Below are 24,640 nucleotides of genomic sequence, written 5' to 3'. Positions count from 1 at the left end.
TCAGCCGAACAGACCAGGCGGTGCCCGCGCTGCGGGCGACAGGGCCAGCGGCTCCGGGGCCATTCTTCCTTGCGACCCTGCTGCCGCCCGACGGCAATGCGGTAGGCATCAACGCCCGGCTGTTGCTGATCAGTGCGACCATCGCCGGGGGGCTCGGCTTCACCGGCATCGCCGGGGTGGGTACCTCGATCGCCCACATCCTCTTGGTGCTGTTCCTGATCCTGTTCGTGGTGTCGCTGATCTTCGCTCGACGATAGCTCGGACAGCGACTCAACGATAAGGCCGGGTGCGGCCAGGAAGGGCTTCGGGCAGGGTGAGTCGATGCTCGCCACTGACCAGCCTCTGGGTCACGAACTCACGATCCAGGTCGTGCCTGGCGGCGTTGGTCAGTACGGTAATCACGCGGTTGGCATGGGCCTGCAACAGGACAAGGTCTCTACCTTCTGCGTAAAGCGATAGTGACTTCAGTGCCTTGAGCAGGCTAAGGCCTATGGAGATATCGTCGCGGCCGTAGTGCAGTATGGGGGAGAAAACCCTGTAAAGCAGGCTGTCGAAGCCTTCGACGGGCCAGGTTACCCGAAGGGTGTCCCGGATATCCACCCAGGCATTGCCTGGGTGGCAATCGAGCCTCTGCCTCAGCAGGTCGGTCAATTGATTGATACAAAGTCGTGCGGTGCCGGGATCGTTGACGCCGGGAGAGAGCGCCTTGACGGCCACTTCCATGAGTTGTGTCATGCCGTGTAGATGAATGTCCTCTACCGATTCTCCGTCGCCGTAGACAAGCTGCGCGCGCAGTGATTCCTGCCATTCATCGCCTGGAGCGTGCATGCTCTCGACGTAGAACAATGGGAAGTTTGAGAGCGTGAAGTCGCCCGGTGAAAAGTTGAGATGGATGCTCCCGTCCAGCTGTTCAGCCAGTTCCGCAAGGTTGTCGAGATCGGCATGCTGGATAAAGCCGGTCCTTTGTGAGCGAACCACGAAGGCCTTGTCAGAAATGGTCGGTGGCCTGTCCAGCAGGCGATAGCGCTCGCTCTCTTGTTGTTCCTCCAGGTGCAACAGGGAGGCGTTCGTGGCCTGGTGAAGTCCCGTGACTACCGAGTTGATCTGCACGGTCTGAGACGCCTTGTGAATGAAGTAGACGAAAAGTCCCAGACAATGGATGACCATCCCCGCTCCCAGGTAGGTCCACAGGGAACGACCCAGGCTCGGCTCGTCGCCTATCGGCACCACCAGCAGCATCAGGATATACAGAATGGTGCCGAGATAGTTGCCTAGCACCCACTGGTGATGGCGTTCGGTTACGAGTCCGAAGACCAGCTTGTGTGAGAAGTTGCCGCCGGCCTGGGAAAGAACGGACATGACCATCGAGAAACTGAATACCACCAGCGATATCATCCCGGCGATCAGAGTCGAGAGCAGGATTCGCGGTGTATCGCTGTCGTCGAATCCCAGAAAATCAAGGGAAGCCGGTAGTGAGAACATCTGCGCCCAAGGCAGCACAGCCAGCAGCCCGAGCAGGAAATACCCCAGCGCCAGCATGCTGGGAAGGTAGGCGATGCTCTGGCGGAAAGCCTTGGTCACCTGCAAGGGGTAACGAAGCAGGCCGATATTCATGATGTCGGATACGCTTTTGGTGAAGAGCTTGTTTGCACAGTGAGGCAGGATCCGCCGGCTGGCAAGCAAAAGGCCCCACCTCGGTTGGGCCTTTTCTGCAGCGGCACGAGACGCCGCATCAGGCGTCGATGTGCTTGTACTTCATGCGGTGTGGGGTGTCGTCGCCCCCGCGCTTCTTGTGGTCGGCCTCATGCTCGGCGTCGTTGCTCTCGAAGAACTCCACGTGGGAGTCGCCCTCGAAGGCCCGGATATGCGTGGCGACGCGGTCCAAGAATCAGCGGTCGTGGGAGATGATCATGGCGCAGCCGGGGACGGTCAGCGAGGCCTCCTCCAGCACGTCGGCGATGTCGACGGTGGCGCCGATCACCACCTCGCCCGCCTTGCTCTTGGCCGGGCGGTCCTTCGAGCGCACTCACTGCAGCTCATGCTTGATCACCTTCTGCCGTGAGGCCTCTTGCTTGGCCTCCCGCTGCCGAGAAAGCCACCGCCCCCGAGAGTTCCTTCTCTGAGGAGCCGGTAACCGTGAGCGTGCCGCTCTCGCTGAAAAACAATCCGCCCCATCAGTGAGAAACACACTGCACCAGAACCCGTCGGACCCAAACATTGCAGCCTGGAAGTCCATGACGGGATGGCTTCCGGGAGATGGCCGTCCTGCCCCGTGGCGGTGGAGATTGATACCGTCGGGGCCGAGCGCGGCCAGGGACAGGACGAATCCACCCTCGTCCTCTGACGAGGAGAATGAGGCCACGCCTTCGAGGACGGTCGTGACCGTCCCGGTGAACTCGGCACGAAAGGTGCCGGGGCTGAGCCCCTCCACGGGTGATTCACCTTTGGGCTCACCGCGCTCGAAGTTGAACATAGGCCGACATCCTATAGGCACCGAGGGTAGCGCACGCGCGCTCTTACACCCGCAGGCCCGTCGTCCGCGGGTATCACGGTGACGGCATTCACCCGCCTTTGGATACAATGGTCCGACTCCCCTTTTCCGGGGGTTACAGGCCGTGGGAGCAGGTTATCTGCCCCGCCGTAATTCAGGGATCGCTATGGAGCGGCGCGGGTGGATTCACACCGGGAAACGCCGCCCAATCTGACTCGGGGCCCGGCAGGGCCCCTGACAACCGTTGCGACTGCCGACGGTACGCGCTGGGACTGACCCCGGTCATGCGCTTGAAGAGCCGGCGGAAGAACGCCGGCTCGACATACCCGACCTTCCAGGCGATTTCATCCACGGACAGGCGACTGCACGTTAGCAGGGTGCGCGCGGCGTCCACTCGCAGTTCCTGCACGTCGTGAATCGGTGTGTAGCCGGTCGCGTTTACAAAGCGGCGCTTGAACGTGCTCTGCGAAAAAAGCCGGACCGCAGGCTCGCGGTCTCCACCGGCGAGACCGCGTCAAAATGCCGGTCAAGCCAGTCCTGGGCGACATGGATCACCGCATCCCGGTGATGCCGGGGCGGGGTGAAGAGCACGAACGGCGCCAGCCCGTCTACCGGCCACTCTCAGTAGCAGAAAACGCGCAACCCGTTCCGCCGCGGCGTAACCCGCATGCCGAACAACCAGATACAGTGCCAGGTCATTCCAGGAACCATAGGCACCGGTCATGATGATCGTGCCTGTACCGCCGTACAGAAGCAGCAAGTGGTCCGGCCGCAACCGAACCCCCGGAAAGCGGCGATGGAAGAGATCCGCGTACGCCCAGTGCGTGGTCGCCTCGTGTCCGTCGAGGAGCCCGGTTTCCGCAAGGAGTAATACCCCCGAGCCGATAGCGCACAACATCGCCCCGAGGCCGTTCATCCGACGCACCCAGGCCAGCAGCTGCGGGTGCCCGCCGGGTCGCCAGTCAACCGGACTCACCGCCAGAGACGGCAAAATCACGATACTGACGCGGTCCACCGCGGTGATGGTCCCGTCCACCCGGAAGGGCAGGCTGTCACCGGCAGGCTGACTCAGGTCCGTAAGGATCCGTACGTCGAATGACGGGACTCCCGGCGTGTCGCCAACCCAGCCCGGACGCGAAGCGCTGTTGATCACGTCCGCAACACCGGCAACCGAGGAGTGCAGCGCCTCCGCGACCCCGACGATAGCGACCGAGCGTGAGCAAGGGCACATCGAGGCCCTCAGCGCACGCTACACAAAGGAGCCCCGAACCGACCGCTCGGAACTCGACCAGGCGCACGCCGACGCCATGCGCGAACTGGCGGACGCCTATCCCGACGACCTTGACGCCGCAACCCTGTTCGCGGAATCACTCATGAACCTGGTCCTCTGGGATTACTGGGATGAAAACGGCCAGCCACGAGCGGGGACCGCCGAGCGATACGCAGCTCAATGGAACCGGCCCCTTGGGGCCGCACCTACGTCAACCCTGACGATGACCGCAGGAATCAGTGAGCGGTTGGATTGAGGAGAAAAGGCATGCGTACATTAATCAAGATTCTGGCGATTCTCGCCATCGCCGCTCTGACCAGTCAGGTGATGGCACAGGAGACCCGCACGGTCGAGGTCAATGGCGTCACGTTGCATTATGTCGACGAAGGGCAGGGCAAGCCCGTTGTGTTCGCCCCCGCAGCCCTCGTCGACCACCGGGTGTGGGAACCCTACCGCTAAGCCATCGCCCGCGAGCACCGATTCATCACCTATACCAAACGCTATTTCGGCACCTATCCCTGGCCGGATGACGGCGAGCAGTTCTCCAGCGAAACCCATGCCGCCGATCTGGCCACTTTCATCCGGGCACTGGATGTCGGCCCGGTCTATCTGGTCACCTGGTCGTACAGCGGCGAGCTGGCCTCTATGGTGGCGCTGGAGCGCCCGGAACTGGTGCTCGGCATGGTGCACAACGGACCGCATGTCCCCTCGCTGGTCGCCGGGATGCCAGAGGAACTCCAGGCCGCCATCGCGGAGGAGCGCGAGAAGTACGCCCCGGGCATCGAGGCGCTGGAGGCCGGTGATGCGGTACAGGCCACCAGGCTGTTCGTCGAGGCTGTATTGATTCGTCCACCGGGCGGTTTCGAACAGGAACCCAAACACATGCGCACCATCTGGCTGGACAACGCCCGCACGCTGCCACCCTGGATGAACATGTCGCGACCTCCCATTACCTGCGATGATCTTGCGACCATCGAGCAGCCCACCCTGATCCTCAAGGGTGAGCACGCCGACCTCTTCTTCGAGTCGGTCGTCGACACCATGGCGCAATGCCAGCCGCAGACCGAGGTGCAGGTGCTGCCCGGGGTCAACCATGACGGGACGTTCAACGCCGTCGAGGCCTTCACAGCAGCCATTCTCGATTTCCTGGCCGAGCATTGAACCGAACGAGTACCACAATGAGCACCGCCACCACGCTGGACACCTTCCGAGCCGCCTTGCGCGGCAGCCTGATCCGGGGCCGGCGACCCCGACTATGATCAGGCCCGCCGGCTCTACAACGGCATGACAGCCAAGCGGCCGCGCTTGATCGTCCGCTGTGCCAATGCCGCTGACGTGATCGGCGCGGTGAACTACGCGATCAGGGCCTGACCGTGGCGGTGCGCGGCGGCGCCTACAGCGGCGCCGGGCTGGGTGGCTGCGACGACGGCCTGGTGATCGATCTGTCGGCGATGCACGGCGTCCGGGTCGATCCGACGATGCGCACCGCGCGGGTCGAAGGCGGCTGCACCTGGGGCGATGTGGATCACGCCAGCCATGCTTTCGGCCTAGCTACAGTCAGCGGCATCATTTCCACCACCGGGGTGGGCGGGCTCACCACCGGTGGCGGCCACGGCCATCTGACCCGCCAGTGCGGGCTGAACATCGACAATCTGCTGGAAGCCGATCTGGTGCTAGCCGACGGGCGCTTCGTCACCGTCAGCGACCCCCAGTACCCGGACCTGTTCTGGGCGATCCGCGGCGGCGGCGGCAATTTCGGCGTGGCGACCTCGTTTCTGTTCCAGCTGCATCCGGTGCGCCTGGTCAACGCCGGCCCGACGCTGTGGGAGCTGGAGCACTCGGCGGCCGTGCTGCGCTGGTACCGCGATTTCCTTACCGCCGCGCCTGAGTCGCTGAACGGCTTCTTCGCCTCCCTCAGCGTGCCGCCGGGGTCGCCGTTTCCCGAGCACCTGCACAACCGAATGATGTGCGGGGTGGTCTGGTGCCACAACGGGCCGGAACAGGAGGCCCGAGAGCTGCTCGCGGCGGTCCATGACGCGGCTGAAACATTGCCCGAAGCAAGCGGATCAGCGCGGACGATCCGCGATGGCGGGCTGAAAGGTGTCAATTTTCGACGATACTTGCAGAAAGGCCCGGTGGACGATCTACCGGTGACGGGGACGACCGGCCGGGTCAGTTCAGTTCAGCGCCGGACCCAAGGTACCCGCAGAACCAACGCGAACCACGCGGCCTGGAGCCGCATGCCGGAGAAGTGAACCATGGCGATTGCGAACGACCCCACGACCACCACCGAAGCCACGGGCGCCAACACCTTTCACCCACTGGACCCGTTGGGCCCGGAAGAAATGCGCGCCGCCGCGGCGCTGCTGCGCGAGACGTTCGGGCCCGAGGAGCTACGGTTCGAGCGCCTGGTCCTGGAGGAGCCGGACAAGGCAACGGTGCACGGCTGGCAACGGGGGCAGGCGGTGGATCGCCAAGTGCGGTTCGTGGTGTCCCGTCCCGGGAGCATCGGTGTCACCCTGGGGATTCTCTCCCTGACCGAGCATCGCATCCTGTCGCAGGAGCACCTCCCCGAGGCGCGCCCCATGATCATGCTGGAGGAGTTTATGAACGTGGAGGATACGGTCAAGGCCGATCCCGCGTTCGTGGAGGCCTGCCGACGCCGCGGCATTGAGGACATGTCGCTGGTGTGCGTGGATCCCTGGTCGGCGGGCAATTTCGGCGTCCCCGGCGAGGAGGGACGCCGGCTTTCCCACACCTTCGCCTGGGTGCGCAACCACCCCCGGGACAACTTTTACGCCCACCCCATCGAGGGCGTGAACGCCGTGGTGGACATCGACACCATGGAGGTGATCCGCGTGGACGATCACTACGCAGAGCGTGACCCCGTGCCAGTGCCTCGGGGCGAGTCCAACTACGAGGCGGACCTGGTAGGCCCCGCCCGCACGGGCATCAAGCCCCTGGACGTGGTGCAAAGCGACGGCCCCAGCTTCACCCTCGAGGGCAACCTGCTGCGCTGGCAGGGCTGGGACGTGCGCATCGGCTTCAACGCCCGTGAGGGCCTCACCCTGCATACCCTGGGCTACACCGAGGACGGTGGCGAGCGCCGCGCGGTGCTCTACCGCGCCTCCCTGGCGGAAATGGTGGTGCCCTACGGCACCCCGGAACCGGGCCACCGGCGCAAGAACGTCTTCGACATCGGCGAGTACGGCCTGGGCAAGCTGGCCAACTCCCTGACTCTCGGCTGCGACTGCCTGGGCGCGATCCGCTACCTGGACGCCTACGTCAACGGCATCGACGGCGAGCCCATGCAGATCGAAAACGCCATCTGCATCCACGAGGAGGACAGCGGCATCGCCTGGAAACACTGGGACTTCCGCACCGACCACACCGAGGTGCGCCGCCTGCGCCGGCTGGTGATCTCATCAATCTCCACCGTGGGCAACTACGAGTACGCCTCCTACTGGTACCTCTACCAGACCGGCATGGTGGAGTTCGAAATAAAGGCCACGGGCATCATCAACACCGTGGCCTGCGAGCCAGGCAAGCCCTCGAAGTACTCGAACGAGGTGGCTCCGGGGGTCGCCGGCCAGATCCACCAGCACCTGTTTTGCGCGCGGCTGGACACAGAGGTGGACGGGCCGGAGAACACGGTGGTGGAGTACAACACCAGCGCCGTGCCCCCCGGCCCCGACAACCCCTGTGGCAACGCCTTCTACGAGGAGGCGACGCCCCTGGTTTCGGAGCAGCGGGCACAGCGGCGCGCCAACGCCGAGACCATGCGCTACTGGAAAGTGGTCAATCGCAAACGGCGCAACGCCGTGGGTCAGCCCACTGCATTCAAGCTGCAGCCAACCGACACGGTCACTCCCTTCACCTACCCGGATTCGCCCTCCGGACAGCGCGGGGGCTTCATCCAGAATCACCTGTGGGTCACGCCCTTCCACAAGGACGAGCGCTACCCGGTGGGAGAGTTCGTCAATCACTCGCCGCCGGGCCAAGGCCTGCCCGCCTGGACCGCCGCCGACCGCACCGTCGAGGACACCGACGTGGTGCTATGGCACGTGTTCGGCCTGCACCACCCGGTGCGCCCGGAGGACTACCCCGTGCAGCCTTGTGTCAGCTGCGGTTTCAAACTGATGCCCTCCGGCTTCTTCGACCGTAATCCGGCCATCAACCTGCCGGCGGGGAAGAACGAAGCCAGTTGCTGCGTCTAGCAGGCTGCAAAAATTCCGAATTCAGCAGCCTGCTAGACGCTGAGCGGGGAGGCAGACTCCCCCGGGGTGCACGGTCAGGCCCCCGTGAGAGGATCGGGCTGCCGGATCTCCGGCCAGTGCTTACGCACGTAACCGGCCAGCGCATTGACACGCATGCCGCTGATACCCGCCACACACGCGAAGCTCAGCCGCCGCTTTCAGCGGTCGGTTGGTGCGCGTGGTTCGGGCTATTTGCGTCCGAAATCCTCTGGCGAAACAGCCAAACTCGGAAACGTTGCAATGACCTTTCGATCCGATGTGACCAGCGGGACCTTCAGCTCATGAGCGAGGCTGACGAACTCACAGTCGTACGCCGAGCAGCTGGACTCGCTGACGCATGCCATGACCTGAGCCGTATCCACCTCGTACTCGCGCCCCTGCACAAGCAGCTCGGCCTGCTGAAAGACTTCTAGTGCGGCCTCATAGGCGAGCAGCCCACGCCGCAGGTAAAGCGCCAGCACGTTGCGGAGCTCGCTCCGCCAAAGCAGCGGAACCGCCCATTCAGCATCTTGCTCCAAGACCCGTTCGGCGGCAGCGGTGTGCTCACCGGTGAGTAGGAGATACACCAGCAAGTTGGTATCGGCGGCGATCACGGCCGCCCTTCATCCCGCGCGGCACGAAGATCGTCGTCCGTGACGTACACGTTGGCCCCACGCGCCCGGACCTTTCTAACCTGCGCTAGCAGACGCTTCGGGTCAACCGGGCCGCTCTCCAGCGCCTGCTCAAGGCAGACGATCGCCTCGTTGTTCAAGCTGCGCCGATGGCGAGAGGCAGCTTCCTTTAGCCGCTCGTACAGCTCGTCAGGAACATTCTTCAGCGTCATAGTCGCCATGACACAACCTCCGCAGATCCAAAATGGATCCAATGTGGAAGCTGCACTCGAAACCGACAGAAGTCAAGCAGCTCGGCTACGTGACGACCTAAGGAAGCGCTGACCAATTCGGCCGGCGTGCTGTGAGTGCCGTCTGTGGCCCATTCACTGCCTCGGTAGCCGACTGCTGACCACGTCAGGTGGATCAGATAACGACCGCTGAGACGATGAGCCGGCCATATGGCGCTTTCCCTGCCCAGCGCGGAATTGTTCAGCGGTTCCCTAACGGCCAGGCTCAGGCGCGTGAGGCACGAATGCCGCCTTGGAGCCTATGGCATATCGTTACACACGACTCACGGCCCGGAGGCCTCATAGGCGACAAGTGCGAGGACGAAGTCGCGTGTGCGTTGGAGGCCGATACAGATACTCTCATTGCCGGGCGGGCCATCGTGCTTGCGGTTGAGGAAGCCGGCGAGCATGCGCACGATAGTGTCGAGCGGCGGCACTTCATGGGGTTATGCGGCATGGACCTCGACTACTTCTCCGTAAGAATGAGGCTCGGGGATTGGCTCTCCTTGTTCCTTGAGCTCCTGCAAATGGAATTCGATTGCCTCCTGGATCAGCCGCAGCGCCTCTTCCCGGGTTTCGGCTGCGGCAACACACCCCGGCAGATCAGGGACATAAGCTCCCCAGCTCGTAGAACCTTCCTCTACAACGACCGTATAGCGCATAAGAATCACCCACTTCTTGAGGCCAGCCTGCTTGAGCACATTATTCAGGGTGCCGGGCGGCACATCAATGCTGGGCTTTCCCGAGATCGTGACGGTTCCCGGCCTTGGTTGTATGTCTGAACTGCCGGTGGCTTCCACGTTGCCTCGTTTGGGGTTTGGGTCCAGCCATCCGCCTCGATCCGCTTGATCAGTGCCTTGACCTTCATTCATCCAGGTCCGTTGGCGCTCTGATTCATGCCACATAACGTTTGCCTTAACAGCAAAGACAACGTGCTTAAAGTAAAGGAGCGTGGCGTAAAGGATGTCGCTTTTCACAAGAAGCGCGGCCTGGACATTGAACAGATTCTCAAGAGCACCTGGGTGTACCGCAAGCTGCGCAACTTCCGCGCCGGGGTCGACGCGGGCATCTCCTGGCTCAAGCGTTGCTTTGCGCTTGCCCGCTGCACCTGGAAGGGCATCGACCACTTCAAAGCCTACGTATGGTCGAGTGTGGTAGCGGCGCACAACCTCGCGCTGTTCGCCCGAATGGGTGCAGCGCTCGCAATCAACTGATGCTCTGCAGGCCCGCGACAAACCATAACGGCCTCACGGCCTAGACTTGCCCTTGCGCCACCGCGCCGAGAATCGGCGCCGCGCGCGAGAACACCACGCGGATGCCCCTCTCAGCGCTCGCAGAAGCAGGCATAGGACTGAGCTTGTCGAAGCTGTACCAGCTTCTCAGGGTGCGCGACCACCCCTGCGGCCTAGAGAATTCTCTGTCTACGCTCAACCTGCTTTCTGCTTTGTCCGTGATCCTCCACTCCGCCACAGGTCCTAAACTCGATACGGGTGGGTGGCAGCCCTTTCCTGGTGGGCCCTTTCACCCCGCAAGATACGCCGAGCTTTGCTCGGCGCGATAACGCTGCACATCACCGCTGACAAAAAACAGAGCGGCGAAGGAGTTGCGCTCTTTGGAGTTCGAGGGCATTCGGCTTGTCATGCCACACTTTTGCTGCCGTGTTTTCAGAATCAACGATCATTCAATCTCTCCATATTGTGGTGGAGGTGTGCCTATTTCGCTTACTACTGTCGGAAGTTTTTTATCTCCATCATCTCTATCGCGTATTTTTTCAACTACAACTTCGTGAACCAACTCATCTCCGTAATCGAAAAGATACAAAAATGTTGAACCCGCCGCGAGGCCTAAATCTCTAATTTGAGTTTTTTCTGCCGACTTGGATGGCGCCCCCATGTCTGATACGAAGTGGTCGCCTACTGGACTACATGAATACTCATTCTCTGTGTCAAATAATTTCCCTCCAAAATAGAATGAGAACAGATGATCATTGTCCCAATCAAATGCATATTGAATATCCATATGAAGATTAAATAATGTATGGTTACCTTCTATTTCAAATGTTCTTGAGATTTCTTCCGACATCCCACGTAACCCCATTCGAATCAAGATCACCTTTACTCTATATACTTCCATTGGTTTTGATAGTAGTTCAACCAATTCAGCCCAAGTCGCTGACATAGATGCTGCTCTGGTTATTTCTGCATTCTTAGCTGGATCAAGATAACAGCATTTCTTGTATTTTTTTTCACTACCGCAGGGACACTTATCGTTTCGTTGTACTTTCATATGTCGTTGTGACTACCTTCTGATATATTTTGGCGCATAACGCCCGCCACACGGGCAAAGTTGAAGCGCAGCGTACACTTTGTCCCTGTGCTGGCGATTGTTATGCATCTCCATCGTAATCTCGAACATTCAAGTTTACTGAAGAAGGAGTATATTTTTCCACTCAAGCTCGGATAGTTCGTCCCACTCGACTAAGTTCTCGTCAACTTTAAGATCTGGCATCTATGCTCCTTTCTCAGAAACCTTGAAATGCATAACAGTTACTAGACGGGCATTCGCCGTGTTTAAACGCGGATGGTTGCCGCCTATCTCCAGCACCTAAATTCCGGCCGGAACAGGTCGGACTCCGATGGAGTCGAAAAGACCCATTTGCCGGCATGTTGCCACCCTTCCCTGCCCCCCGCAATCTCCCGCATGCCACTGACACGCCGGAGATAGGCGGCAATTTTCGGTCTATGCCGCTTGTGCTCGGTGATCCACTTGAAGAACAGCTCCACTTGCCATCGGTTGCGGTACAGCTCGGCGACCGTCAGCGCCGGCAGCGTGAAGTTGTTGGTCAAAAACACCAAGACCTTTCCGGTCTCGGAGTCGAGGAACTTGATGCGCCGAAGTTTCTCCGGATAGTAATCCGGCGTATGCACGCCGGTAAGCACCACGGTCTGATCGCAGCGCAGGCCGGTGCTCTTGTCCACCTCTGCGCAGTCGAGCCGGCGCAGCCGGGTATTCGATCTGGGCCGGATGACGAAGAAGGCAGCGCTGCTGTGCAACGCGAGGTTGTCATGGTAAACGAAGTCGACGGGCAGACCCTACGCCAGGACGTTCTGGAGAGTGATGAGCCGGTTCTGGTCGATTTCTGGGCGCCCTGGTGCGGCCCCTGCAAGGTGGTTTCACCGGTAATTGAGGCGATCGAAAGGGAGATGGTCGGGGAACTCCGCGTCGTGAAGATCAATGTTGACGAGAACATACACGTGGCGCGTGAGTACGGAATTCGCAGCATACCCACAATCATGCTGTTTCGCGACGGGCAGCCCGTGTCCCAACGGACCGGAGCGGCGGATCGATCCACGATCACCTCTTGGATCAATGAGACCCTGGCGACCTCGTGAGGTTCGACCGCGAAACGCCACCAGCATATGGCTGAATTCCGTAGAAATCCTACTACTGTCGGACGGCGGTGAGGTGGCACCCTGCGAAACCTAAACCCATGACTGGCATGACACGCAACCGAGACTGTCCAATGGTAGATGCACGCAAACTGATCCCGGGACTCTCTGCCCTTTTTCTGGCGGCCTGGACTCCTCAGGCATTCGGCGACGGTGTGGCGGCGGACGCCTTCGGCGACTACCAGGAACTACTGGACCGTTATCTGACCGAACGTCCCCTGGAAGATGGCGGTCTCGTCTCAGCCTTTGACTACCGGGCAGCTCTTGAAGATGACGACACCATGGAGTTGCTGGAACGGCAACGGGAACGCCTTGCCGGGTTCGACACCTCCGACATCGACAATCGTAAGACTGCCAACGCCTTCTGGCTGAATGCATACAACTTCTTCATGATCGCCCACATTCTCGAGGAGCGGCCGAACGGCGAACTGGTGGATTCGGTCTGGGATTACGGCGGGCGCATTAATCCGTTCCGCGACAACGTGTTCGAACGGGAGCTGTTCGAGGTGGGCGGCGAGACGTACAGCCTGGACGACATGGAGAAAGGGATTCTTCTCGGAGATGCGTACTGGGAACGCGGATGGGCCGAGGCTCGCGTTCACTTCGCGGTGAACTGCGCCTCGGTCGGTTGCCCTCCGCTCCGCACGGACATCTACACTGCGGAGAACGTGGATGATCTACTGACCGAGAACACGCGCATGGCCTTCAACACCCACTATCATCTGAGGGTGGAGGGGGAGACGCTGTATCTCACGGAACTCTTTGACTGGTACGAGGAAGACTACGTGCGCGAAGAGGGCTCGGTTCGCGACTTCATTCGCGCCTACGCAGACGACCACGTCATCGACGCGATGGAGGACACGACCCGGATCCGTCACATCGACTACGACTGGACCCTGAACGCCCCAGAGAACTTCCCCGAGTTCGACCGATAGTCGCCATCACTACATCCATTAGGCCCTCAAAGTGCGCGGTGTCCAGATCCAAGACACCGCCGCAGGATCGCCAGCACGTCGTCCCGCTGGATTGCTTGACTCATGGCATCCCTTAGACATTGTCATCGGTGACTCGTCGTTTGTTCATGCATGAACATACCCGAAACTCCCCCACGTCCAGCCTGCGGTAGCTGTTACTGCTTCCCTGCCCATCGCAACCCGCGCAGCATAGCGCTTGTTGGGGTGTGAGGTGCCGACTTCCGCTGTCGGACAGGTAGCAGGCATACTCCCTCACATGCAGCGCACACAGCAGACCGGTACTCTGAGTAAGCGCAGTCGGGACTGCAGAATTGGCAGGCCATGGAAGATGTAATGGCAAAGATCGCCTCCGACACGGAAGCCGGCAAGCGCCTGGCGCCCCGGGCGCTGTCGATCGATCTTGAGGTCGGCATCAAGGATCGCCGAATCCACAAGCTTGCCGCCGTGCGGGGCGACGGTGGCGAGGCGTTGACTGCCACCGGAGCGAAACAGGTTCGCGACGCGCTGCAGCAGCTGGATGCATTCGCCGAGGGCGTACGGTTTCTGCTCGGCCACAACCTGGTTGCTTTCGACCTTCCGCATCTACGTGCCGCCCGTGCCGACCTGGGCATCCTCGCCCTGCCCTGTGTCGACACGCTCCGGCTCAACCCGCTCGCCTTTCCGAAGAACCCCTATCACCGGCTGGTCAAGCATTACCAGGACGGCCAGATCCAGGGCGGCCAGCGGAACAATCCCGAACTCGACGCGCGCCTGGTGCTGGAGCTGTTCTCGGACCAGTGGGCGGCGCTGCGCGATCTCGCCCGGGCCGATCCCGTCCTGGTGTCGGGCTGGCACTGGCTGACCACCCAGGAGGATCCACGCAGGGGAATGGATTCATTCTTCACGACCATTCGGGGAACACGGCGCCCGGGCGACGAGGAAGCAGCCCGGGCGATCCGCCGGTTTCTTGATGGCCGGGCCTGTGTCACCCACGTGCACGAGATGCTGGCGAACGCGCATGATCAGGGCTGGCCGTTCGCCTTCGCTCTCGCCTGGCTGTCCGTGGCCGGGGGCAACTCGGTGATGCCGCCCTGGGTGCTCCACCAGTTCACGGATGCCGGCCGGATCGTGCGCGCACTTCGCGACCAGCCCTGTGGCAACCCTGAATGCGCCTGGTGCCGCGAGCGCCATGATCCCCGGCGGGAGCTGACACGCTGGTTCGGCTTCGCCGAGTTTCGGCCGGAACCGGCCGACGCCAGCGGCCAACCGCTGCAGGCGGAGATTGTGAAGGCCGCGATGGCCCGCGAGCACCTCCTCGGGATTCTGCCTACCGGGACGGGCAAGTCACTGTGTTACCAGATCCCGGCGCTGTCGCGGTTCGACAAGACCGGCGCGCTAACGGTGGTGATCTCACCGCTCGTCGCCTTAATGTCGGATCAGGTCTCGGGGCTCGAGGCCCGCGGGATCGGCTGCTGCGTAACCATCAACGGCATGCTGTCGATGCCGGAGCGCGCCGATGCCCTGCAACGTATCCGCATGGGTGACGCCGGTATCGTCATCGTCTCGCCCGAGCAACTGCGCAATCGGACGTTTCGCCGGGCACTCGAACAGCGCGCGATCGGTGCCTGGGTACTCGACGAAGCGCACTGCCTGTCCAAATGGGGCCATGATTTTCGCCCGGACTACCGCTACATCGGACGCTTCATCCGCGAGCGCGCGGGTAACCACGAGATCCCGCCGGTGATGTGCCTGACGGCGACGGCAAAGCCGGACGTGGTCGATGACATCGTTGACCATTTCCGGCACCACATCGGACTCGAACTGCACGTATTCGATGGTGGTGCGAATCGGAAAAACCTCGACTTCTCGGTCATCCCCACGAGCCGCGAGCACAAGCTCCCCCACATTCACGAGGTCCTGCGCCAGGAGATGCCTGAGCCTGTCGACGGCGGAGCAATTGTCTACTGCTCGACGCGCAGGAACACCGAGGAGATCGCCGATTACCTGCGCAACCAGGGGCTGGTGGCGGCACACTTTCATGCGGGCATGCCTCCGGAGGCAAGACAGGACACCCAGACACGCTTCATCGCCGGCGAGATCCAGGTCATCGCGGCCACCAACGCCTTCGGTATGGGCATCGACAAACCGGATGTCCGCCTGGTGATCCATGCCGACATTCCCGGCTCGCTGGAGAACTATCTGCAGGAAGCGGGACGCGCCGGCCGTGACCAGCGGCCTGCGCAGTGCATCCTCATGGAGACGGAACCGGACATCGAGCGCCAGTTCTCCATGTCCGCGCGCTCGCGGCTGACGCGGCGGGAGATCAATGCGGTATTGCGCTCGCTGCGCCGGTTGAAGCGCTGGAAGGGTGCCGAGGAGGACATCGTCGCGACGACCGGGGAGATCCTCGTCGAAGAGGATAGCGGCGCCTTCGAACGCGACACGGCGACCGACGATACCCGCGTCCGCACGGCGGTGGCGTGGCTCGAGGAAACCGCGCTGCTGTCGCGCGAGGAGAACTACGTCCAGGTGTTCCCGTCGTCGCTGCGCATTGGCTCGGCCGCCGAGGCGCACCGTCTAATCGCAAAGCGCATCGAACATGATGACTACCGCAAACAGCTGATGCACATCGTCGACGCCCTGCTGACTGCCGATGCGGACGAGGGGATTTCCACGGACGAACTCATGGCAGCCTCCGGGCTGTCCTCCCAGGGTGTTCGCACCGCACTCCATGATCTTGAGAGCCTTGGGGTCGCGAGCAATGACACAGCGCTGACCGCCTACATGCACGTCGCCGTGGAGGATTCCTCGCGCCGGCGACTTGAACAGGTCGTGGGGCTGGAGAAGGCGCTGATCGACGAGATGGTCGAACATGCGCCGGAGCTGACGCGAGGGGAAGCCTCCGTCCTGCATCTGCGTCATGCGAATCAGCGACTGAAGGATGCAGGCCATGAGCACTCGCTCCCGGACAAGCTGCATCGGCTGCTGAAGAGCCTCAGTGCCGATGGGCGCGGCGAGGATGGCGGTGGTGGCAGCATCGGCCTGCGCAGCTTCGATGCCGAGTCCGTGCAGGTCACCCTGAACCGGGAATGGGCAGCGCTGCGCCAGACGGCCGAGCTACGCCGCGATGCCGCCGCAGTCCTGCTCGCGCACCTGGAGGGCGCGTTGCCTGAAGGCACGCGCGGCAAGGACAAGCTTGCCGAGACGACCCTCGGCCAACTGGTGGCGGCCGTCAACGGCGACATTGCGCTGCAGGGCCGGATGAAACGACCGGAGCGACTCGTCGACCATGCCCTGCTCTGGCTGCATGAGCAGAATGTCATTCGCCTGAATAAGGGGCTGGCGGTGTTCCGGCCGGCGATGACCATTCGCCTGTCAGCCGAAAAGCGGCGTTTCAACAGGACCGACTTTCAGCCGCTATCCATTCATTACCAGAATCAGTCCACCCAGATCCACATCATGGCCGAGTACGCGCAGCGCGGGCGCGAGAAGATGGCCGAGGCGCTGCAGCTTGCCTTTGATTACTTCCGCCTGCGGCGCGACGAGTTCATTACGCACTGGATGCCCGGACGCGAACCGGAGCTGAAGCGCCAGACCACGCCGACTTCCTGGCGCGAGATCGTGGAGTCGCTGCGCAACCGCCAGCAGCAGGAAATCGTCACCGACGAACGCCAGCAGACCAACGTGCTGATTCTCGCTGGGCCGGGCTCCGGCAAGACGCGCGTGCTGGTCCATCGCATTGCCTATCTGATTCGAGTCCAGCGCGAACGCCCGCAACGCATCCTGGCCCTGGCCTACAACCGGCACGCCGCAGTCGAGATCCGCCAGCGCCTGCACGCCCTGGTCGCGGAGGAGGCTTCCGGGGTGACGATACTGACCTGCCATGCACTGGCGCTGCGGCTGACCGGCGAAAGCCTGTTCGCACGGCGCGACGTCGTCGACAAGGACTACTTCCGTGACATCCTTGCGCGCGCCACGAGCCTACTCCGGGGCGATGGCCTGCCGCCCGGGGAGGCGGACGCCCAGCGCGAGCAACTGCTGCGCGGGTTCCGCTGGATCCTGGTCGACGAATACCAGGACATCGGTCGCGAACAGTACGAGCTGATCTCCGCGCTGGCCGGGCGCACGCTGGAGGACGCCGACGGCAAACTCTCCCTGTTCGCGGTGGGCGATGACGATCAGAACATCTACGGCTTCGCCGGTGCTTCAGTGGAGTTCATCCGCCGCTTCGAGAGCGATTTTTCGGCCAAGCCGGCCTACCTGATCGAAAACTATCGGGCGACACGTCATCTCATCACGATGAGCAACGCACTGATCCAGCCGGCGCAGCAGCGGATGAAGGCGAAACATCCGATCGTGATTAACGCTGGCCGCCGGAACGAGCCCCCAGGCGGGCGCTGGGAGAAACTGGATCCGGTCGGCGGCGGGCGCGTGCAGTGCCTGCCACCGGTGGACGATCCGCGCCTGCAGGCGGTCGCGGTCATGAACGAGCTGGAGCGCCTGGCCGAGCTGGATCCCGACTGGGAGTGGACGCAGACCGCCGTCATCGCCCGGGAATGGAAATTCCTTGATCCCGTACGCGCCTGGTGCGAGCACCACGGCATCCCGGTGCAGCTCGCCCGTGATGAGGCGGCACCCTTCTGGCGGTTGCGCGAAACGCAGGCACTGATCCACTGGCTCGAGACACACGGCGACGATGAACCATTGATCGCTGCCAGCCAGGTTCGCACGTGGCTTGCGGACAAACCGGGAACGCACTGGTGGGACGTACTGCGGGAGGCGATCGATGGTTATGCGCTGCAGGTGACCGAGGCCGAGATGCCGTGGAAGAACCTGGTCGAATGGCTGGTCGAGTGGGGCCGTGAGCTGCGCCGCAAGCAACACGGCCTGCTGCTGTTGACCGCCCACCGGGCAAAAGGCCTGGAGTTTGCTCACGTCGCCATCCTCGACGGTAACTGGGATCGCCACGACCGCGGCGAAGATCCGGATGCACCACGGCGCCTTTACTACGTGGCCATGACACGGGCCATGGAGACACTGACGCTCGGCCGGCTGAATAGCGCGAACCCGCTGATCGCATCCCTGCCCGCGCTCGAGGCTTTGCAGATCCGCGACGACGCCTTGAGCGGCGAACCACAGCCATGGCTCGATCGCGAGTACACCCAGCTCAATCCCCGCGATGTCGATCTGAGCTACGCAGGCCGCCATGCACCCCGGCATCCGGTACACCACGCGCTCGCGGCACTGGAGCCGGGAGATACGTTGCATCTGCGCGAGGTCGATGGCCGCTGGGCGCTCTTTGATGACCGCGATCAGCAAATCGGGCGCATGGCACAACGATTCAGCATCCGACCGGGCCGGCGCCCGGCTGAAGTTCGAGTCGCCGCTGTTATCGTTCGCCGGCGCGAGGGCTCAGACGCGAATTACCAGCGCATGCTGCGGTGTGACCACTGGGAAGTGGCGCTACCCGAAGTCGTGTTCTTGCCTGAGTGATCCCCCTGCCACCGGAGACTGCAGATGATCGACATCGTCGAGGCCAACGGTGCACGCGTCGTCGAGGCCAACGGCGTACACATCCCGAAAATCGGGTTCGGTACGTTCCAGTTGGAGCCCGCTGTGGCGCGGGCACGGGTCCGCGATGCGCTTGTCACCGGCTACCGCCACATCGACACGGCGCAGATCTACGACAACGAGGAAGCCGTCGGCGCCGGCATTCGTGACAGCGGCGTGCCGCGCGAGGAGATCCTCGTTACCACCAAGGTGTGGGTCGACCGCTTCCGCGACGGTGACCTGCAGCGCTCGGCCGAGGAGAGCCTGAAGCGGCTCGGCCTGGATGACGTCGATCTGCTGCTCCTGCACTGGCCGAACCCGGATGTGCCATTGGCGGAGAGCGTGGGCGCGCTCAACGACGCCCGCCGGCGCGGCCTGACGCGGCACATCGGGGTGAGCAATTTCACCGTCGCGCTGGTGCGCGAGGCGGTGGCCGAATCCGATGCCCCGCTGGTCACCAACCAGGTGGAGTACCACCCCTACCTCGCGCAGGATGCGCTGCGCGAAGAGCTGGCGCGCCAGGACATGGCGCTGACTGCCTATTGCCCACTGGGCCAGGGGCGGATATTCCACGAGGGGGTGATCCGCCGCATCGCCAGGACCCACGGCAAGGAGCCAGGGCAGGTGGTCCTGCGCTGGCAATACGAGCAACCCGGTGTGGCTGCCATTCCACGCACGTCGAAGGCCGAACGGGTACACAGTAACTTCGACATCTTCGACTTCGAGCTGAGCGACTCCGAAATGGGGGAGATCGCCTGCCTCGCGCGCGCCGACGGCCGCATCATCAACCCGGCGGGCCGGGCGCCCGCCTGGGACAACCCCGGCTGAGGCGGGCTTGCCGGCTGAAGACATCGCAGACAGCATGCCGGGCGGTCGGATCAGGGCGGCCGACACCTTGCTGCCGGATCCGCCGCGCAAAATCGACGGCCTCAATCCCCCTGGCGAGCGTGATCGCCGCCCCCGGCGTGGCCCGCCTCTGAGGCTGCAAACGCAAGCCCTGCGGCGCCGGGAGGTGGGCAGCTCGGCTACACTACCCGGTCTAGGACTCCGCCCAGGCGCGCCAATGTGCCAGGCACGTCAGTCAGCTTATCGAGGCCGAACAAACCGAGCCGGAACGTCCGGAACCCCAGGCCTTCGCCCACCTGCAGCGGCACGCCAGGGGAAATCTGCATTCCCGCAGCCTGGAACCTCCGGCCATTGTGTAGATCGGGATCGTCGGTATAGCCGACCACCACCCCCGGCGCACCGAAGCCGTCGGCCGCCACGGAGACAATGCCCTTGGCGGCGAGCAGAGAGCGGGCGCCATCGCCCAGTTCCCACTGCGCTGCCTGCACCTGCGCAAGTCCGCGGGACTTGGTTTCCACCATGGAGTCGCGCAGCCCGGCCAGGGCATCGGTCGGCATGGTGGCGTGATAGGCGTGACCGCCATCCTCATAGGCCTTCATGATCGCGCGCCATTTCTTCAGGTCCATGGCAAACGAGTCCGAGCTGGTTTCGGCCAACAGAGCCTCGGCGCGCCGCGAGAACATCACCATGCCGGCCGACGGCGAGGCCGACCAGCCCTTCTGCGGCGCGGAGATCAGGATGTCGACCCCGGTCTCGGCCATGTTCACCCAGACACAGCCGCTCGCGATGCAGTCCAGCACCATCAGGGCGTCGACCTCGCGGGCGGCCTCGGCCAGGCCGCGGACATAGTCCTCGGGCAGAATCACCCCAGCCGAGGTCTCGACATGCGGCGCGAAGACCAGGTGCGGGCGCGTCTCGCGGATCCGGGTAACGACCTCGGCCAGCGGCGGCGGGGCGTAGGGACTGGGCACCGCATTGCCGGTCGGCCGTGCCATGACGACGGTAGCGTCGGCCGCCAGCGCTGAGGCCTCCAGGATCTGCGACCAGCGATAGGAGAACAGGCCGTTGCGCACGATCAGCGCCCGCTTGCCAACCGCATACTGCCGGACCACCGCCTCCATGGCGTAGGTTCCGCCCCCGGGAACCAGTGCGACGGCGGCAGCCCCGTAGACCTCGCGCAGCATGGCGTCGATATCGCGCATGACACGTTGAAAGGCCGCCGACATGTGATTCAGGGATCGATCGGTGAACACCACCGAAAATTCCATCAAGCCGTCGGGATCGATATGTGGGTGCAGGGCAGGCATCTAGGTACCTCCGTTGTTGAGTCCGAGGCAGGGTAGCGGTCGGAGACCGTGGAGACCAGCACGATCCCGCCGAGCAGCGGTCGCGCCGGCCCTGGGTCAGCTCAGCCCTTATGCTCCTCGTCCGGCAGGGGAACACCATCGCGCGAGAGCAACACGGCCACTGGGTGCAGAGACGGCACGTGCGCGCAGACGATCAGCAGCATGACCATGATCGGCACGGCCAGGAACATGCCGATGATGCCCCAGACTGCTCCCCAGAACGTCAGCGATAGGATGATGACGAAGGGGCTGAGATTGAGCGAACGGCCCATCAGGTTGGGCTCGAGGATGTTGCCCACGGCGAACTGGATCAGTCCAATGGTCGCGAAGAGCAGAACGACGAGCGTCCAGCTCTCAAATTGCACCAGCGCAACCAGCGTCGGGATCGCTGTGGCGATGATCGAGCCGATGTTGGGAATGAAATTCAGCAGCATGGTCAGCAGGGCCCAGGTTTCGGCGAATTGCAGGCCGAAGGCGCGCATGACCAGATAGACCACCAGTCCGGTTATCACGCTGACCGCGCTCTTGACCAGAATGTAGCGATGAACGCTGCGGGTGATCGAGCGGAACATACGCAGCAGATTGTCGGCCCGGGCCGGGTCGGGTTGCAGGCGGGCCAGCTTTTCGTGGAACCGGGCGCGCTCGGCGAACAGAAAGCCGATATAGAGCACGATCAGCACGGCGGCCGACAGGGCATAGCCCGCCGACCCGGCAAAGGCGCGAATATAGGCACCGAAATCAACCGCCTCGAAAGCCTGGCGAATGCCGGCGGCAGCGTCGTCGCCCAACCAGGCGGCCATGGTTGCGACCAACTGCTGGCCGCGCTCGATGTAGAGCGGTCCGGCGTCGATAACCGCTTCGATCTGGTCGGCGAGGATGCGCAGGACCACGAGCATCGCCGCGAGCACCAGCAAGATACTGATCAGGCTTGCCAGCCAGTTCGGCAATGCAATCGGCCCGAGCCGCAGGCGGGTCAGCCGGTCAACGGCGGCGCTGGTCAGGCTGAACAGCAGCACGGCGATGGCCAGCGGGATGAGGAAGTAGCGGCCCTGGACGAGGACCACCAGAACGATCGCGGCCGTCGCTACGGCCGCGAACCAGGAGGGCCAATTGATGTCGCGCCCTGGGGAAATGGTGCGCCTCCGGCTGTGGGGTCGGCGTCAAGGCCTATATCGGGGCTTGGACAGACAACGGTATGTCAGCCCGCAACCGAGCATGAGGGACTCCGTCCGCCGCTCAGGCGACCGGCTGGCCGATCCGGAGCCGATGCCGATAGCGATGCCGGGCGCCCAGTCGAGATCGAGGGTATCACCCGGCTTCGCCGCCATCCAACAGCGGCCCGCTGCACCGCAAGCCGGTGCCAACGATGAACCCCATGCCGAGGGGGAAGACCTCCTTAATGACGCGCGATGCGGACGCGCTTACGCGACTTCTTCCAGTTTGCGCACGCGCGCCGTAACCGCCTCCTTCACGGCGTCATGAATCGCAGGCGGGAAATCCGCCGGCAGTTCGCCTTCGACTGTCTCGATGGCCCCTGCAGCGGCAGCGGCCATTTCCGCGAGCGCATCGCGCACAAGTGCTTTAGGCAGCCCCGTCTTCTCACCTGTCTGTATGAAATGCCGCGCCTGGATTTCACTGATCTTGTAATGGCGGCGCGTGCCGACCGACATGGCAAGCCGCATTTGCTTGCGCTCAATTTGGCGGGCATCGAGGCTTGGCTGTGCCGTGAGCACATCGTAAAGGGGCGTGAGGTGATAGCTGCCACCGGGGGTCAGGAAAATGCTGAAATTCTTGGCGTGCCCATCGGTGGCACCGATCAGCCAGAACAATATCTGCGCCTTGAACACCGTGACCTGATCCGCGGCCGGGTTATCGCTGCCTTTCAGCAAATCCAGCACCTGGACCAGACCCGGGCCACCGTCGTTTTGATATTTTAGGGTCGGCGGTACCGAGAGGGCCTGGCAGCAGTCCTCCTGCGGCAGACGAAGCAAGCGTCCGTCCTTAGCCCAGCGCCGGTCGAACCGTTCGATCACAAGCGCCCTTGTCGCTCCAAACGTTCGAATCCCGGCATTGTTGACGGGTAGACCGAAGGCGGCGGCGAGCCTCAGGCAGTAATACTCGTTGTCGACGCTGTCCGAGAGATCTATGCCGTTAGGCAGCCGTCCGATCTGCGTCTTGAAAATGTGCGTGGTCGCCGTCGTGCCGTGCGGCTTGAGCCAGCGCCCCCCATGCCATAGCAGCGCGGTCTTTTCCTGGGCACCGGCGACAGAGATACGGAACGCATCCTCCCGGTCCAGACCCAGCGGTGCCTGCGCGAGGCCCATGAGCAGTTTCTCGATCGCGGCATCGTCCACGGGCTCGCCTGCAATGGCCGCGGTATCCGTGGCAATGTCGTCGTCGGGACTGATGAACTGCAGGGCGCCGACGCAGTCATGCCCGATGGCGGCGAGTAGACTGTAGGCGTCGGTGCCGGCGGCGCCGACCTTCTCGGCGACGCGCCGGCGGAGCGCACCTGAGTCCGGCAGTAGGTTGTCGAACACGGCGACAACCGGCTCGCCCCGGTAGGCATCCTCGCGCAAGGGCAGGGAGAGCGAGACCGGAAGCGCATGCTCCCAGTCCAGCCAGCTTTGATCATAGTGAAAGGCGATGGCGCCACTCGCCGCCTTGCTCAGGTGACCGACAAGACGGTTATTCAGGAGGACCCGCAGGGGCTCATGGCGCCGGCGGCGCGGCATCAGAAAATATCCTCGATATCGGCACCCCCGCCTTTCGATCGCGGCATAATCCGGAACTCCAGATCCAGCGCCGCGAGTACCGCCAGCATGGTCTCGAGCTTCGTAGCCGGATTGCCGGTCTCGATAAGCGAGATGGTCTCTTGGCGCAGTCCGGCCATCGCGCCAAGCTCTGACTGTGTAAGGCGACGCATCTTCCGCGCCCGGCGAACCAGGTTGCCGATTTGTTTCGGTGTGCGTGCGAGGTCGGCCATGATGTTCACCCCGACCGTATTATGTGCCGTATCCGATAAACTAGCAATATCGGGTATGGCGCATATGCTTTGTTTATGTGCCATACGCTATAAAATGACTTTATGCGGTAATCACCCCCAAATTACGGGTGCGAGTTGACATCGAGTCACTGTCCACCCTGCTTGGCGCGCACCACCAGATCCACCGCGGGCGTCCCGAACGAAGTCGGCCTGAACCAGGCCGGCGGTATAGGCCTGGACTTTCTCAGCGAAGGCAATCATGCCATCAAGGTGAAAGACCCATTCGCGTTGGGACGATTTGCTCTCAGACATGAATCGCTTCGCGTTCGACGTACGGCCGCAGCTCCGGGCGGGGCGCTTTGTCCGACACCAGGTCTACAGGGCAGCCCAGCAGGTCCTCCTGGTAGAACTACACGCCGAAGTACCGCTTTGCAGTCGCCGTGCCATCGAACTGCACAAGCACGTCGATGTCGCTCGTGTCCGTTGCGTCATCCCGCGCCACCGAACCAATCAGCGCCAGCTCTCTAACGCCATACTCGTGCGCCAGGCGAGTCTTGTGTGCGTGTCGCTGCCGCATTGGCGTGCGGAGTTTTGATGCGCATCGACATGCCCA

21 protein-coding genes and 5 pseudogenes are annotated in these 24,640 nt (G+C 62.8%); 11 read left to right on the top strand and 15 right to left on the bottom strand.

Features of this window, described 5'->3' with window-relative positions:
• The first annotated feature begins 107 nt into the window (after nt 1–107).
• Nucleotides 108–257 carry a DUF1328 family protein gene (locus tag QZT63_RS09180; protein WP_290650542.1) on the top strand — a complete coding sequence of 50 codons (150 nt, stop codon included), beginning with the start codon at nt 108–110 and terminating at the stop codon, nt 255–257.
• Between the two features lie 13 nt (nt 258–270).
• Here the strand turns inward: QZT63_RS09180 and QZT63_RS09175 are convergent, their stop codons facing one another.
• The 5 genes and pseudogenes from QZT63_RS09175 to QZT63_RS09155 all read right to left on the bottom strand — a co-directional run bounded on the left by QZT63_RS09175 (nt 271) and on the right by QZT63_RS09155 (nt 3,644).
• Nucleotides 271–1,683 carry a DUF2254 domain-containing protein gene (locus QZT63_RS09175; protein WP_290650520.1) on the bottom strand — a complete coding sequence of 471 codons (1,413 nt, stop codon included), beginning with the start codon at nt 1,681–1,683 and terminating at the stop codon, nt 271–273.
• A gap of 49 nt (nt 1,684–1,732) precedes the next feature.
• Nucleotides 1,733–1,948 (bottom strand): annotated as a pseudogene (locus QZT63_RS09170) (energy-dependent translational throttle protein EttA); the annotation flags it as partial.
• A 78-nt stretch (nt 1,949–2,026) separates the two neighbouring features.
• The gene (locus QZT63_RS09165) at nt 2,027–2,473 is read right to left on the bottom strand and encodes a hypothetical protein (protein ID WP_290650518.1); all 447 of its coding nucleotides are present in this window, start codon (nt 2,471–2,473) and stop codon (nt 2,027–2,029) included.
• A 172-nt stretch (nt 2,474–2,645) separates the two neighbouring features.
• Nucleotides 2,646–2,948: pseudogene (locus QZT63_RS09160) on the bottom strand (helix-turn-helix domain-containing protein); the annotation flags it as partial.
• A gap of 69 nt (nt 2,949–3,017) precedes the next feature.
• Entirely contained in the window at nt 3,018–3,644 is a 627-nt protein-coding gene (locus tag QZT63_RS09155) for a DJ-1/PfpI family protein (RefSeq protein ID WP_290650516.1), read from the bottom strand.
• Between QZT63_RS09155 and QZT63_RS09150 the strand changes: the two genes are divergently transcribed.
• From QZT63_RS09150 to QZT63_RS09130, 5 genes are all read left to right on the top strand, one after another.
• The gene (locus QZT63_RS09150; RefSeq protein ID WP_290650514.1) at nt 3,637–4,017 is read left to right on the top strand and encodes a hypothetical protein; all 381 of its coding nucleotides are present in this window, start codon (nt 3,637–3,639) and stop codon (nt 4,015–4,017) included. The two genes, QZT63_RS09155 and QZT63_RS09150, sit on opposite strands and share 8 nt — an antisense overlap.
• Before the next feature lie 11 nt (nt 4,018–4,028).
• Nucleotides 4,029–4,220: a hypothetical protein gene (locus QZT63_RS09145; protein WP_290650512.1), complete on the top strand. Its 192-nt coding sequence runs from the start codon at nt 4,029–4,031 to the stop codon at nt 4,218–4,220.
• Nucleotides 4,221–4,223: 3 nt separating this feature from the next.
• A complete protein-coding gene (locus QZT63_RS09140) occupies nt 4,224–4,922 on the top strand; it encodes an alpha/beta hydrolase (RefSeq protein ID WP_366636535.1) in 699 nt (232 codons plus the stop codon).
• Between the two features lie 206 nt (nt 4,923–5,128).
• The gene (locus tag QZT63_RS09135) at nt 5,129–6,016 is read left to right on the top strand and encodes an FAD-binding protein (protein WP_290650539.1); all 888 of its coding nucleotides are present in this window, start codon (nt 5,129–5,131) and stop codon (nt 6,014–6,016) included.
• A 3-nt stretch (nt 6,017–6,019) separates the two neighbouring features.
• Nucleotides 6,020–7,978, top strand: coding sequence for a primary-amine oxidase (locus tag QZT63_RS09130; RefSeq protein WP_290650510.1), 1,959 nt, complete (start codon nt 6,020–6,022; stop codon nt 7,976–7,978).
• Nucleotides 7,979–8,205: 227 nt separating this feature from the next.
• Here the strand turns inward: QZT63_RS09130 and QZT63_RS09125 are convergent, their stop codons facing one another.
• The 3 genes from QZT63_RS09125 to QZT63_RS09115 form a co-directional block, all read right to left on the bottom strand.
• Entirely contained in the window at nt 8,206–8,610 is a 405-nt protein-coding gene (locus tag QZT63_RS09125; protein WP_290650496.1) for a type II toxin-antitoxin system VapC family toxin, read from the bottom strand.
• The gene (locus tag QZT63_RS09120; RefSeq protein ID WP_290650494.1) at nt 8,607–8,849 is read right to left on the bottom strand and encodes an Arc family DNA-binding protein; all 243 of its coding nucleotides are present in this window, start codon (nt 8,847–8,849) and stop codon (nt 8,607–8,609) included. Before QZT63_RS09120 ends, QZT63_RS09125 begins: the two co-directional genes overlap by 4 nt.
• Nucleotides 8,850–9,343: 494 nt before the next feature.
• Nucleotides 9,344–9,559 (bottom strand): type II toxin-antitoxin system HicB family antitoxin, encoded by a 216-nt coding sequence (locus tag QZT63_RS09115; RefSeq protein WP_290650537.1) that lies wholly within the window; start codon nt 9,557–9,559, stop codon nt 9,344–9,346.
• Between the two features lie 258 nt (nt 9,560–9,817).
• Between QZT63_RS09115 and QZT63_RS09110 the strand changes: the two are divergent.
• Nucleotides 9,818–10,111, top strand: a pseudogene (locus tag QZT63_RS09110) (ISNCY family transposase); the annotation flags it as partial.
• A gap of 463 nt (nt 10,112–10,574) precedes the next feature.
• Here the strand turns inward: QZT63_RS09110 and QZT63_RS09105 are convergent.
• Nucleotides 10,575–11,183, bottom strand: coding sequence for an SEC-C metal-binding domain-containing protein (locus QZT63_RS09105; protein WP_290650492.1), 609 nt, complete (start codon nt 11,181–11,183; stop codon nt 10,575–10,577).
• A 458-nt stretch (nt 11,184–11,641) separates the two neighbouring features.
• Nucleotides 11,642–11,935, bottom strand: a pseudogene (locus tag QZT63_RS09100) (transposase); the annotation flags it as partial.
• 27 nt (nt 11,936–11,962) lie between these two features.
• On the opposite strand from QZT63_RS09100, the gene trxA reads away from it, so the two are divergent.
• The 4 genes from trxA (at nt 11,963) to QZT63_RS09080 (ending at nt 19,677) form a co-directional block, all read left to right on the top strand.
• Nucleotides 11,963–12,289, top strand: a complete 327-nt coding sequence (gene trxA / locus QZT63_RS09095) for a thioredoxin (protein ID WP_290650490.1) — start codon at nt 11,963–11,965, stop codon at nt 12,287–12,289.
• Nucleotides 12,290–12,420: 131 nt separating this feature from the next.
• The gene (locus QZT63_RS09090) at nt 12,421–13,281 is read left to right on the top strand and encodes a DUF547 domain-containing protein (protein WP_290650489.1); all 861 of its coding nucleotides are present in this window, start codon (nt 12,421–12,423) and stop codon (nt 13,279–13,281) included.
• A 372-nt stretch (nt 13,282–13,653) separates the two neighbouring features.
• A complete protein-coding gene (locus QZT63_RS09085; RefSeq protein WP_290650488.1) occupies nt 13,654–18,792 on the top strand; it encodes a RecQ family ATP-dependent DNA helicase in 5,139 nt (1,712 codons plus the stop codon).
• A 24-nt stretch (nt 18,793–18,816) separates the two neighbouring features.
• Nucleotides 18,817–19,677: an aldo/keto reductase gene (locus QZT63_RS09080; RefSeq protein ID WP_290650486.1), complete on the top strand. Its 861-nt coding sequence runs from the start codon at nt 18,817–18,819 to the stop codon at nt 19,675–19,677.
• Nucleotides 19,678–19,874: 197 nt separating this feature from the next.
• Here QZT63_RS09080 and QZT63_RS09075 read toward each other — a convergent pair whose 3' ends face one another.
• From QZT63_RS09075 to QZT63_RS09055, 5 genes and pseudogenes are all read right to left on the bottom strand, one after another.
• Nucleotides 19,875–21,002, bottom strand: coding sequence for an aminotransferase class V-fold PLP-dependent enzyme (locus tag QZT63_RS09075; protein WP_290650485.1), 1,128 nt, complete (start codon nt 21,000–21,002; stop codon nt 19,875–19,877).
• A 101-nt stretch (nt 21,003–21,103) separates the two neighbouring features.
• Nucleotides 21,104–22,108, bottom strand: a complete 1,005-nt coding sequence (locus QZT63_RS09070) for an AI-2E family transporter (protein WP_366636531.1) — start codon at nt 22,106–22,108, stop codon at nt 21,104–21,106.
• A gap of 354 nt (nt 22,109–22,462) precedes the next feature.
• Entirely contained in the window at nt 22,463–23,776 is a 1,314-nt protein-coding gene (locus QZT63_RS09065; RefSeq protein ID WP_290650484.1) for a type II toxin-antitoxin system HipA family toxin, read from the bottom strand.
• A complete protein-coding gene (locus tag QZT63_RS09060) occupies nt 23,776–24,027 on the bottom strand; it encodes a helix-turn-helix domain-containing protein (RefSeq protein ID WP_290650483.1) in 252 nt (83 codons plus the stop codon). Before QZT63_RS09060 ends, QZT63_RS09065 begins: the two co-directional genes overlap by 1 nt.
• A 304-nt stretch (nt 24,028–24,331) precedes the next feature.
• Nucleotides 24,332–24,604, bottom strand: a pseudogene (locus QZT63_RS09055) (nucleotidyltransferase family protein).
• Nucleotides 24,605–24,640: the final 36 nt, after the last annotated feature.

The sequence above is a fragment of the Aquisalimonas sp. genome (assembly GCF_007120195.1).
In the GTDB taxonomy this organism is placed as follows: domain Bacteria; phylum Pseudomonadota; class Gammaproteobacteria; order Nitrococcales; family Aquisalimonadaceae; genus Aquisalimonas.
The sequence above is the reverse complement of the archived record's forward strand: the minus strand, read 5'-3'. Positions and strand labels throughout refer to the sequence as shown.

Coding starts and splice junctions, on each gene's coding strand:
- QZT63_RS09165 (WP_290650518.1), bottom strand. CDS start 2,473: ATGTTCAACTTCGAGCGCGGTGAGCCCAAAGGTGAATCACCCGTGGAG.
- QZT63_RS09145 (WP_290650512.1), top strand. CDS start 4,029: ATGCGTACATTAATCAAGATTCTGGCGATTCTCGCCATCGCCGCTCTG.
- QZT63_RS09130 (WP_290650510.1), top strand. CDS start 6,020: ATGGCGATTGCGAACGACCCCACGACCACCACCGAAGCCACGGGCGCC.
- QZT63_RS09120 (WP_290650494.1), bottom strand. CDS start 8,849: ATGGCGACTATGACGCTGAAGAATGTTCCTGACGAGCTGTACGAGCGG.
- QZT63_RS09115 (WP_290650537.1), bottom strand. CDS start 9,559: ATGCGCTATACGGTCGTTGTAGAGGAAGGTTCTACGAGCTGGGGAGCT.
- QZT63_RS09105 (WP_290650492.1), bottom strand. CDS start 11,183: ATGAAAGTACAACGAAACGATAAGTGTCCCTGCGGTAGTGAAAAAAAA.
- trxA (WP_290650490.1), top strand. CDS start 11,963: ATGGTAAACGAAGTCGACGGGCAGACCCTACGCCAGGACGTTCTGGAG.
- QZT63_RS09090 (WP_290650489.1), top strand. CDS start 12,421: ATGGTAGATGCACGCAAACTGATCCCGGGACTCTCTGCCCTTTTTCTG.
- QZT63_RS09085 (WP_290650488.1), top strand. CDS start 13,654: ATGGCAAAGATCGCCTCCGACACGGAAGCCGGCAAGCGCCTGGCGCCC.
- QZT63_RS09080 (WP_290650486.1), top strand. CDS start 18,817: ATGATCGACATCGTCGAGGCCAACGGTGCACGCGTCGTCGAGGCCAAC.
- QZT63_RS09075 (WP_290650485.1), bottom strand. CDS start 21,002: ATGCCTGCCCTGCACCCACATATCGATCCCGACGGCTTGATGGAATTT.
- QZT63_RS09065 (WP_290650484.1), bottom strand. CDS start 23,776: ATGCCGCGCCGCCGGCGCCATGAGCCCCTGCGGGTCCTCCTGAATAAC.
- QZT63_RS09060 (WP_290650483.1), bottom strand. CDS start 24,027: ATGGCCGACCTCGCACGCACACCGAAACAAATCGGCAACCTGGTTCGC.